Below are 11,675 nucleotides of genomic sequence, written 5' to 3'. Positions count from 1 at the left end.
AGAGACCCGGAACAAGATCCTCAGTGCGGTGAGATAGGCAGGGACGATTGCTGCGTTCCGCGTCCGAATGTGCCGGGATGCGCCAGGCCTAGCGCCACCCCGCAGACCGGAGATATCGTACGAGCGCCTCTCCGCGGGAGCGCACAGGGCGACGGAGCGCTCCGCGCACGGTAAAGGGCGATGAGCGGGGAGAAGAAGCGGATGCTCTCTCTCCTCCTGCATTACGGGGAAACCCGCACCGTCTGGCGAATCACCAGGAGGTCGATGACGTCCACCACGCCCCCGGTGAACGCCGCCGCATCGACCGCCGCACGCCGGGTGGACCAGTTCGGCACCCGCCCGGTGAGGGTCACGGTGCCGTCCTCCACTTCGACGGTCACGTCCTCGACGCTCACCCGGGCGTTGCGCTCCAGGGCGGCCCGCACGTCGTCGGCGATCGCCCGGTCGGCGATGCTCCGGGTCGGGACGACAGCGAGCTCGTTCACGATATCGATGACGCCGCGGCCCCTGCAGGCGATCCATTCGGCCTCGATCTTCTTCCAGTACTGGTCCACCGACCCCTGCATCGTCACGATCCCCGCACGCACCGACACCCGGATATCGGTGGTGTCCATGTCCGGGTCGGCGGCAAGGTTGTAGAGCACGCTCTGCTTGATGTCGGCATCGGCGGGCACGGCAACCTCCGGCGGATACCGTACCATGAGATAGTTGTCGACCTCGATCACGTCCAGGATGCGGCACGCGGCGTCGGTCGCCCTGAAGCGTGCCGCATAGGAGGGGACCATCCCGTTGAGGGTCACCCAGCCGTTGTCCACCGTCACCTCGACCTTCGAGGCATCGATGCTGGCATCCCAGTACAGGTCGTCGACGATCCGCTTCTTGATCTCTTCGTCCGAGAGCACCATTCCATTCTCCCCCTGCGCCCCGCACCGCCTTTTCCGCAGCGCAGAGCCGTGCGGCATTGTGCCTCAACGCTTATAGGTGTTGTCCCGCGAGGGGGCCGGCGGCTCTCCGGAGGGAAGGGAATCGCCCGGCCCCCGCAGGAACCCCGCAGCGGGGGCCGGGTCGATTTATCCCGGCACCTGCCTATATCGACTGCTCCCAGCCCTGGCCCATGTCGACGAGCGGCCGGACTTCGGTGACCTCGAACCGCACGGCGGCATCGATCATCCCGGCCGCCTCCTCCCCGAGCATGCTCGCAATCCTCCCTTTCAGGCCTTCGAGCAGCGGGCCCGAGGTCGCCAGCTCCTTCACCTCCAGGTAGACCCGGACCCCCTTCCAGTCGCCGATCGCCTCCCCCGGCTCCATGATCAAAAAGACCGCGTGCGGGTTTTCCCGCAGGTTCTCCTGCGTGCGGTTCTTCCCGAGGGCCATGACCACAGTCTTCTCGTCGGCCATGTGCGGCGAGCCGAAGACGGCGGAATCGACCTTCCCGGCCCGGTCCGCCGTGCTCAGCGTCCCGATCCGCGGGGATTTGTTGAAATACTCCATGAGTTTTGACGCCATACAAAACCACCCAGTGTGGGGCCGGACTTGGCGTGCGCGGAGTTAAAGATTTGTGAGGGGGGGGTGGCGGCGGGGCCGCCGCAAGAATTTGTGGTGGTGGTTTAGAATGTCTCTGTAGTGCACGATTGGTGGATTTGTGGAGTATTATGAGAGATCCGTGGAAGGGGGAGTTGAAAATGAATGGTGTTAGGGATCGTGTGATTACTTTGTCATTTGAAAAATTAGATCAAAACATTTTCATAAAATTCACTGATTCTGTGAGCTCTTGAATTTTTGAGAGACAAATAACCAAACCAATGAGGCCAAGACTTCACTTTCACGCCGTCCCCGGCATTGAAGTAAATGCAAAAGAAAATTCTTATTCCTCATCCTGGCAAACAAACATAATAAGCTCGATTTAATCTCGATTTCAAGTGGCTGGTGAATGATCCAATGGCGTCTCATTATGTAGTTCTGGATATGTTTGCAGGCGCAGGCGGGCTCACCGAGGGCTTTTCCCGGCATAATTTCAATATTATTTCCCATATCGAGATGAATGCCCATGCGGCACAGACGCTTGAAACCCGGGCTCTGTACCACAACCTCGCCGCAAAGGGTCATCTGGATATCTATTACCATTACTATAATCAGGATATTACTCGTGATGAATTCCTCAAAGAGTGTGAATCACTCGGCATTCATGATACCGGAGTCATAAATCGCGAATTATCGCCATCTACAGAAGATTTCATTATTCAGATGGTCTATGATCGCCTTTATGAACTTGGTAGGGAAGAAGTGGACGTAATCATCGGCGGTCCCCCATGTCAGGCATATTCACTCATTGGAAGGGGGAGAGATCCAAATAAAATGCGAAACGATCCACGCAACCACCTGTATCTCCACTACCTCCGGTTCATCCATGAGTTCAAGCCAGAAATATTTGTCTTTGAAAACGTCCCGGGTCTTATCAGTGCTAGAAAAGGTGAAATTTATACAGATTTCCTCCGGAGAGTTGACCAGCTTGGTTATAACACCCACCCTGAACCGCGGATACTGAATGCACGGAATTTTGGAGTTCTTCAGGATCGTAAGCGCATTATCTTCATCGGATGGAAGAAAGAGCATGATTTTGAATATCCGGATTTTGAGACTAAAGATAACCCACACCAGGTCTGGGACGTGCTGAAGGACCTCCCTGAATTAGAACCCGGAACGGGCACCGATGGCCCCCAGAGATACAGAGCAGGGCGCCCCCGAGAATACCTCTTAAAATATGATTTACGCAATGGTCAGAAATCTGTCCGGCACCATGTTGCCCGAAGTCACATTGACCGGGATCGTGAAATTTACAGAATTGCAATAAGGATGTGGAACAAAAATAAAAAACGCCTGCGTTACAACGAGATTCCGGAAAACCTGAAGACACACAAAAACCAGTCTTCATTCCTTGATCGGTTTAAGGTGGTCGATGGTAATGGCCTGTCCCACGCTGTTGTTGCTCATCTCTCAAGGGACGGCCACTACTTCATTCATCCGGATATTAAACAGGCACGCTCATTGACAGTACGGGAAGCGGCCCGCCTCCAGTCATTCCCTGATAATTATCTCTTTGAAGGACCTAGGACGGCCCAGTATGTTCAGGTTGGAAATGCGGTACCTCCCCTGATGGCTAAGGAAATCGCGCGGGAAATTAAGATTCTGCTTACAGACGCTTGAAATCCGATCAAAAACTTTAACGGTCATTGCATGTCAATTTCGATTATATGGGGCTGTCTCCTGAGGCAAGGTATCACCAGCGATGACTGAATATGAACTTCGATAACTCAGATGACTTCGAGATAGTCAACCCCGATCCGGGGGCGCTAATCGAGTCTTTACGGGCTTTTGGCTACAGTTTGGAGGCATCTATCGCAGATATCATCGATAACAGTATTGTTGCAGGTGCCTGTAATATCCATATTCAATTTTCTTGGCAAGGGGAGCAGTCTACTATTGCTATTCTTGATGACGGCTGTGGAATGACCGAGGATAAGCTGAATAATGCGATGAGGCCGGGAAGCAGGAATCCACTGGAAGAAAGGGATACTGCCGATTTGGGACGGTTCGGACTCGGTTTAAAGACGGCCTCGTTTTCTCAGTGCCGGAAACTTACAGTCGGATCGAAAACAACTGGAGATGATCTGAAAATCCGAAGCTGGGACCTTGATTATGTGAACCAATGTGGAGAATGGCGGTTACGTAAGTTGGAACCCCGAGAATGTGATAGTGCCTTTTCTGCTCTTGAAAAACGTAAAAACGGTACACTTGTCCTGTGGGAACAGATTGATCGATTGGTCAAGGGAGCTGAAAAAGATGATCTCAAGCGTGAAGGCCTGTTTTATGAGCATATTGACACAGTCAAGAGTCATTTGAGTATGGTGTTTCATCGCTTCCTTGAAAATCAGAATTCATTGAAAATTTTCATCAATAATCGCCAAATTCCTGCATGGGATCCATTTCTTAGGAAACATCCGTCGACACAACTACTTCCCGAAGAACCACTTCATCATTCAGGAAAAAAAATTACCATCCGCCCCTTTGTTCTTCCACATCGATCAAAGATGAATGACGGGACATATGAGATCGCGGGTGGACCGGGTGGCTGGAATGCCAGACAGGGATTTTATATCTATCGTAATAACCGTCTCATTGTTGCCGGGGACTGGCTCGGTCTTGGTTTCAGGAAGGAGGCTCATACCAAACTCGCCCGTGTTCTCGTGGATATTCCAAATTCGATGGACGAAGACTGGAAGATTGACGTCAAAAAATCTGTTGCACGCCCCCCTGCTCATTTAAGGGATGATTTCAAACGTATTGCCCGTTTGACCATTGAACGTGCTACTGCAGTGTATCGACATCGGGGGAAGATTGTTCAACGAAAGACCGCCGATAATTTCGTGTTCCCATGGAATACAAATGTCAAAAATGGTACATATTTTTATACCGTAAACCGCAGTCACCCTCTTGTTGCAGCAGTCATCGATAATTCTGACGGTAATCGGAAAAAAACTGAAGCAATGCTGAGATTAATTGAAGAAACAGTCCCGTTACCGACAATCATCCTGAATAATTCAGATAATCCAGACAAGCTTTATCGTCCCTTTGAAAAGAGTCCATCAAACGAGCTACTTGTTGTTATGAAAGAAATCTGGTTATCTATGACACGGTCCGGGATGTCTGAAAACGAAGCTGGAAAAAGACTTGCCCAAATGGAACCTTTCTGTGATTATCCAGAGTATTTACCAGCGTTTTTCGAATCAGTGGAGGAAAATGAATGATAGATGCGTATAACAGGGCAGTATCACTCGTCCTAATGATGCTAAAAGGGGAATCACATCCAACCCCTAAACTCATTCAGAACAAAGTTAATCTTGTCCTTGCGATGCTTCAGGCGGAAGGGAATTCAGAATCCGTGGACAGGGATAGACTGGTTAGAGATATCGAGTCTAGGTGTGAAGTTTGGCGGGGTACGGCGATTGTACTAGAGGAAAAGAGGAACCATACAGTCTGGCTTCCGAATAGTAAAAGTCAGATTGAATGGAAATTCTGGAAGCGGTATGAACGCTATCTGATGGAGGAGAAAGGATTCTCCGAACAGAGCATCATAACCCTTGATAATCTCACCGACCAAGTGCTGGAACGGCTTGAAGATCCGCAGCGCGAAGAGTCTTGGGATCGTCGTGGGATGGTAGTCGGGCATGTCCAGTCTGGAAAGACTGCGAATTATACCGGGCTTATCTGTAAGGCGGCCGATGCAGGATATAAACTCATTATAGTTCTTGCCGGCATGCATAAAAGTCTGCGAAGCCAAACTCAGCTACGTCTCGACGAAGGATTCCTGGGATTTGATACTCAACGGAATCGTGCATTTGACCATGAAAATCTACGGATTGGTGTCGGAAGGCTTCCAGGAGAGGAATTCATCACGGTTCACTCTCTGACCAGCAATGCCGATAAGGGGGACTTTAATCGGAAAGTTGCGTACCAGGTCGGAGTTATTCCGGGAGGAAGTGATCCCGTATTGTTAGTCGTCAAGAAGCACAAGTCCGTTCTAGAAAATTTGATCAACTGGGCAATTAGTGTAAGAGGGCAGGAAGATCCCCATACCAAGAAAAAGATAGTGCGCGGAATTCCACTTCTTGTTATTGATGATGAGGCGGATAATGCCTCGGTAAATACAAACCCAATCCCCCTAGATGAAAATGGGACTCCACTTGACGATTATGATGTCAGTGCAATCAACGGGAAAATCCGCTCTCTCCTGAACCATTTTGAGAAGAGTGCATATGTAGGCTACACAGCAACGCCATTTGCCAATATTTTCATTTACCCAGATGGGGAAACCACGACCCACGGTGAGGATCTCTTCCCTCGTGATTTCATCATAAATATCCCTCCTCCACCAAAATATATCGGTCCGTCTCAAGTCTTTGATTTTTCCCGGAATGAGGATGAAAATGCGAATATTCAGGATGATATTTGGGTCATAAGAAAGATCGATGACTATCAGCAATTCATCCCTAATGTTCACAAAAAGGATCATAAACCCGAGACACTTCCAGAAACATTGAAGGTGGCGATAAAATCATTTATCATCTCCTGTGCTGCACGGAGAGCCCGAGGCGAACAGAAAAACCATAACTCAATGCTGATTCATGTAACTCGGTTCACTGATGTTCAAAAAGAGGTCGCAAGACTGGTAAACGATGAAGTGAACTTACTCCGTCGTCAGCTTGAGTATACTGATCCCCTGTCGCCTGAAGGAATTTATCGGGAGATAGAGTATATCTGGAATTCAGATTATGTTCCGACAACATATTCTGTCCTGCAAAAAATTGATGATCCGCTGATAGCCGAAGTTTCATGGAATGATCTATGGCCATTCCTTTATGATGCTGCAGCTCGGATCCGAGTCAAATTAATCAACGGTACTGCAGGTGACATACTTGATTATAATGATCATCCCGACGGCCTGAGTATTATTGCAATCGGTGGTGAAAAACTCTCCCGGGGGTTGACTCTGGAAGGGCTTAGCGTTAGTTACTATCTCCGCGCTTCACGGATGTACGATACGCTGATGCAGATGGGGCGGTGGTTTGGATTCCGCCCCGGATACTTCGATCTTTGCCGCCTCTATACATCCCGTGAGCTGGTCGAGTGGTATCAGCATATAAATCTCGCATCCGAGGAGTTACGGCTTGAATTTGACTATATGGCAACTCTGAATGCCACTCCCTCCGATTATGGTCTTCGTGTTCGAACGCATCCTGACGGGCTACTGATCACGGCTGTGAACAAGATGCGTACTGGAACGGTAATGAATGTGTCATATGCAAATTCACTAATTGAAACGGTTTTCTTCCATAAAGATCCGGATACTCTCAAGAACAATCTGAATGTCACGGATCAGTTTATCTGGAGTCTTGGTTCCCCCGATGCCTCTGCGGGGCAACAGATTCTCTGGAATAATGTGCCAACCGCGGCTATCCTTGGAATGTTAGATGAGTATATCATACACGGAGATTCCAGGAAAGCAAATCCCGGACCCCTGAAAGAATATATCGAGAAGCGGTATTTAAAGGATGAACTTCAATACTGGACTGTTGCCCTGATCGATAATAGCAAGGCACCAAAGACTTTTTCAATCGGTGGCCATGATATCGGTCTCACAATACGCAGACCAAATAAAAATACGTCGGATTCGAAATACACATTGAAAAAGGGGCACATTATTGATCCAAAACATGAATTTATTGACCTTACTCCGGAACAGGTAGGGATAGCTCTCCAAAAGATGCTGGCTGATCCAAACAGGAAATCCCGCTCAGATAAAGTACCGGATGTTCCGAGCGGACCATACATTCGAAAGGTCAGACCTCCACAGCGGGGATTGCTTCTGATATATCCGCTCGATCCAGAGCCACCTAAGGTCGAAATTCCGGTTATTGGATTAGCATTCAGTATTCCTGATAGCGAAAAGGATGTGAAGGTGGAATATAAGGTGAACAACGTCTACTGGGAGCAGGAATTTGGCAGTTGAAGATTTTGACCGGATCTGGTCAGAGCTGGAACTGCATTCAAGAGATACTACTCGAGGAGGTATAATCACGCTTCGAGTTCTTCAGGACTCGGTATTTGATTTCTTCCTCGGTGTTCAGGTGCCGGAAAATACCCGGATGTTCCTGATCCGGATCCGACGGGAAAACGTTATCAATAAATTATCACTCCCGCGTTCAAAAGGTTATGAGGTCAGACAAACGGTTCTGCCTGAAGATCGTGGGTACTATGCAACGATCCAGCTGATCCTGAACGATCGCCGGTATCAGGATATTTTCTGCCGGCTTACAGAGGATGTTGCATCGTCCTGTTCCTGCGAGGCATCGGAGAAAGCGATGACCCAGGCTCTTTTCACGCGACTGGCGATGTGGCAGCAGTTTTTGGACAGGTATGGGACTGAGGGATTGAGCCCCACAGCACAGAGGGGTTTGTATGGAGAACTCAGATTCCTTCAGGACTATCTTATACCTGCTGTTGGTGCTGGGCAGGCTGTTTCAGCATGGATAGGGCCAAAAAAGGCTCAACAGGATTTTCAAATGGCCAGTATTGCCATTGAGGTGAAAACCAGCATTGCCAAGCAGCATCAGAATATGCAGATTGCAAGTGAACAGCAGCTTGATGACACCGGGTTTGAAGCACTATACCTGTATCACCTTTCACTAAGGGAATTGCAAGGTGGTGGTGAGACACTGCCCGGGATTATCGACAGAATCCGCGATGAACTGTCAGAAGATCCAGCTGCTTCTACAAGTTTCGAAGATCTTCTGATTCGTGCAGGCTATCTAGATGAACACCGTGATAAATACGAAAATACAGGCTACGCAGAACGCGCTGAGCATATATTCCATATCATTGAGGGCTTTCCCCGCATAATCGAGCGCACCCTCGTCAATGGGGTAGGGGATGTCGAATATTCAGTGAGCCTCTCTGCCTGTGCACCATTTACCATGGACCATGAAGATTTCAGGGTCATTATTAAGGGGTGTAAAAATGAGTGATCAGGGATTTGAACAATTTTCAGAGAGTTTTCATCAGGATATCATTTTCGACTCACGCGATGCCGATGCAGAAACGTTTACTGAAGATAAGTTCACCGAACTGATGCTTGAGTACATGGCCGACGCTGGTGAGATTGATGACCGTGAAATATGTTCTCATCAGGCTCGTGGCATCAAGGTTAATGGTTACGCATTCAGTAGTGATAATGAGAATCTGGATCTGTTTGTATCCCATTATCAAGGTGAATCCCCGCCTGCAAAGGTCGCAAAAAAAGATATTCTCACACAACTCAGACGGCTCAGGACTTTTTTTGACAGGTCAGTATGCCGTGATTATTCGACTCTTGAAGAATCATCCCCCGCATTTGACCTAGCGGACCGGATATACCAATCCCGAAATGAGCTCAGCCTTATCCGTCTATTTGTGTTGACCGATGGAGTTGCGAATGTTGATGTAATTGAAGACGACCTCGTCGGACCCTACAGGATCTCACATCATGTCTGGGATATGCAAAGACTCTACCGATTGTGGAGTTCCGGAAGTCGACCTGAGCCGATAGAGATCAATTTTGTGGATGAATTCGGAGGTCCAATTCCGTGCCTTCCAATGCCAGATGAAAATCCAGTCTATTCCTCCTATCTGTGCATTCTATCTGGTGACGTTCTTGCAGATATGTACGGCAAATTCGGGCCCCGGCTCCTTGAAAGGAATGTTCGCGCCTATCTCCAGATGCGTGGGGGGGTCAACAAAGGAATCCGGAATACAATAATCAATGATCCACATATGTTTCTTGCCTATAACAATGGCATTTCAACGACAGCCGAAGATATCGACCTAATCGATATTCCCGGTGAAACCCTGGCAATAAGCTGTATCCGTGACTTTCAAATCGTAAACGGCGGTCAGACAACAGCATCAATCTATCACACCCGTGCAAAAGATAAGAGAGACGTTTCCGAGGTCTATGTTCAGGTCAAGCTGACCGTACTGAAAAACCCGGATGATGTTGACACTATCGTTCCGAAAATATCTGAATGTGCCAACAGCCAGAACAAAATTAACGCTGCCGATTTCACATCCAATGATCCCTTCCATATACGCATCCAGAAGCTCTCCCGCTCGCTATGGGCCCCGGCCAAGAAGGGTAGCCAGCAGGAGACGCACTGGTATTACGAGCGGGTAAGAGGGCAGTATCAGGACGATAAAGGACGTGAAAAAACACCAAAACAGAGAAGAATATTTGGTGAAAAGAACCCGACAGGGCAGCGGTTCACTAAGACTGATCTCGCAAAGTTTGAAAATTCATGGGATCAGTTCCCCTACATCGTTAGCCTTGGAGCAGAGAAGAATTACAGAGAATTCATCGACCGTTATAAGAAACATGGCGAATTTTATCCCGATGCGGATTATTTCGGTCTTCTTATTGCAAAAGCAATTCTTTTCAGACGCACGGATAAGATTGTCCAGAGTCTGAAGTACGGTGGCTATAAAGCAAATATCGTTACCTACACGATAGCTCTGCTCTCACGGCATACGAATCAACGCATTAATCTGGAAGATATCTGGAAAAAACAGGAATTATCGCCGGCTCTTGAAGAGACAATAATCGATCTATCCCGCATTGTACACGCTCATATCACCAACCCACCAGGCGGAAAAAACATTACGGAATGGTGTAAAAAGGAGGACTGTTGGGAATCACTGCTGAAGGAGAAAATCGACCTCCCTGGTGTTTTAAAGGCTGAGCTGGTTGACGATGATACAGTACTGGCACGTGACTTCAGAGCTATAGTGAAGTTAAATGAGACAGGAGCTTTATATAGTGAACAGGAGCCCATTGTAGCAGCTGTGTGTGAGAATCCAACTCGTGAGGAATCCATCGATTATGAAGATTTCATTAGAAATCTGACTCCACAAAAGTGGCTGAAAATCATCAGAAATGCTGCAGAAGCTGAGATTTTTTCCGAGGAAGAGCTTGCACTTCTCAGACGGATGCAGAAGATGTCTGGCAGGAGGATGAACCCTAAAAAAGAGCAGATTTTACAGGCTGGAAAAATACTGCAGACAATGGCGGAAAATACCCGAACAGAAGAGGCATAATCATAATATTTTATTTTAAGGTTCTCATGCGGCAAGACAGTAACAAAATAACTATGAAGCCGGACGAACTCAGAGCGCTCCAATCAAAGCTACTGCAGTGGGGCAAGAAAAACTATAGAGATTATCCATGGCGTCATACCCGGGATCCTTACCAAATTATGATTGCTGAATTTATGCTTCATAGAACCAGAGCCGATCAGGTCGTCCCAATTTTCATTCAATTTCTCCAGAAATACCCAGATGTATACGCACTTGCAGAAGCAGATCCTTCCGAGATAGGAAAGGTTACAGAACATCTTGGACTACACTGGCGTTCGGGTCACTTCATTGCAGCGGCAAAATATGTTGTTGAGCATTATCATGGAACATTCCCGAGAGACGAGAAGCAGCTGCTGGCCATTCCTGGAGTTGGAGATTATGTATCCAGTGCGATTATTACAGTCTGCTATAATAAACCTCATCGTGTTGTGGATGCAAATATTGCTCGATTTATTAACAGGTTTTTTGGACTATATCTCAGCGGTGAGATCCGAAGGAGAAAAGAAATATTAGAACTGGCAGATGTTCTCTTTGATATAGATGAACCCGGAAAATTTCTCTTTGCAATCCTTGATTTTTCAGCGGCTATCTGCAAATCAAAAAATCCATTGCATCAAGAATGTCCATTACGAACAAATTGTATTTACAATATTGAAACGGTGCAATACAAATGCTAGGCACACAAATACATATCCTGAGAAGAAACGATTTTCAATAATCCAAAACCAAACACATAACACCACCACTCCCCAAAATCCTCATCACCACCCATGGATCTCGCCGAATTGCGCAGGATAAATGCCATAGTAGAGCGTGATAAAGCAGATGCGACTTACAAGTATGCCCTTCTCCGGGCCGTTATCGAGATCTGCCAGAAACACCGGCACCTGGGTGAAGTTGACGCTGAAACCGGCCGGTTGCGCATACCTCTGGGCCTCCTTGTCGAGAAATGG

General features: G+C 48.0%; 9 protein-coding genes. 7 read left to right on the top strand and 2 right to left on the bottom strand.

Annotated elements, in window-relative coordinates:
* Positions 1 to 221: 221 nt before the first annotated feature.
* Both QCH34_RS01120 and QCH34_RS01115 read right to left on the bottom strand, forming a co-directional pair.
* Positions 222 to 905, bottom strand: coding sequence for a BON domain-containing protein (locus tag QCH34_RS01120; protein ID WP_300328693.1), 684 nt, complete (start codon positions 903 to 905; stop codon positions 222 to 224).
* 181 nt (positions 906 to 1,086) lie between these two features.
* Positions 1,087 to 1,506 carry a pyridoxamine 5'-phosphate oxidase family protein gene (locus QCH34_RS01115; RefSeq protein WP_300328690.1) on the bottom strand — a complete coding sequence of 140 codons (420 nt, stop codon included), beginning with the start codon at positions 1,504 to 1,506 and terminating at the stop codon, positions 1,087 to 1,089.
* A gap of 420 nt (positions 1,507 to 1,926) precedes the next feature.
* On the opposite strand from QCH34_RS01115, the gene QCH34_RS01110 reads away from it, so the two are divergent.
* The 7 genes from QCH34_RS01110 to QCH34_RS01080 form a co-directional block, all read left to right on the top strand.
* Positions 1,927 to 3,204 carry a DNA cytosine methyltransferase gene (locus QCH34_RS01110; RefSeq protein WP_300328685.1) on the top strand — a complete coding sequence of 426 codons (1,278 nt, stop codon included), beginning with the start codon at positions 1,927 to 1,929 and terminating at the stop codon, positions 3,202 to 3,204.
* A gap of 92 nt (positions 3,205 to 3,296) precedes the next feature.
* Positions 3,297 to 4,805 (top strand): ATP-binding protein, encoded by a 1,509-nt coding sequence (locus QCH34_RS01105; protein WP_300328681.1) that lies wholly within the window; start codon positions 3,297 to 3,299, stop codon positions 4,803 to 4,805.
* Positions 4,802 to 7,567, top strand: a complete 2,766-nt coding sequence (locus tag QCH34_RS01100) for a Z1 domain-containing protein (RefSeq protein WP_300328678.1) — start codon at positions 4,802 to 4,804, stop codon at positions 7,565 to 7,567. The genes QCH34_RS01105 and QCH34_RS01100 overlap by 4 nt, the downstream gene beginning before the upstream one ends.
* The gene (locus QCH34_RS01095; protein WP_300328675.1) at positions 7,557 to 8,582 is read left to right on the top strand and encodes a PD-(D/E)XK motif protein; all 1,026 of its coding nucleotides are present in this window, start codon (positions 7,557 to 7,559) and stop codon (positions 8,580 to 8,582) included. Before QCH34_RS01100 ends, QCH34_RS01095 begins: the two co-directional genes overlap by 11 nt.
* Positions 8,575 to 10,683 carry an AIPR family protein gene (locus tag QCH34_RS01090; protein ID WP_300328672.1) on the top strand — a complete coding sequence of 703 codons (2,109 nt, stop codon included), beginning with the start codon at positions 8,575 to 8,577 and terminating at the stop codon, positions 10,681 to 10,683. The genes QCH34_RS01095 and QCH34_RS01090 overlap by 8 nt, the downstream gene beginning before the upstream one ends.
* Positions 10,684 to 10,736: 53 nt before the next feature.
* A complete protein-coding gene (locus QCH34_RS01085; RefSeq protein WP_300328669.1) occupies positions 10,737 to 11,399 on the top strand; it encodes a hypothetical protein in 663 nt (220 codons plus the stop codon).
* A 93-nt stretch (positions 11,400 to 11,492) separates the two neighbouring features.
* A partial coding sequence (locus QCH34_RS01080) for a hypothetical protein (RefSeq protein ID WP_300328666.1) occupies positions 11,493 to 11,675 on the top strand: 183 nt, incomplete at its 3' end.

Source organism: Methanocalculus sp. (assembly GCF_029762515.1).
In the GTDB taxonomy this organism is placed as follows: domain Archaea; phylum Halobacteriota; class Methanomicrobia; order Methanomicrobiales; family Methanocorpusculaceae; genus Methanocalculus.
Note: the sequence above shows the minus strand (reverse complement) of the source record. Positions and strands in the feature narration are given on the sequence as shown.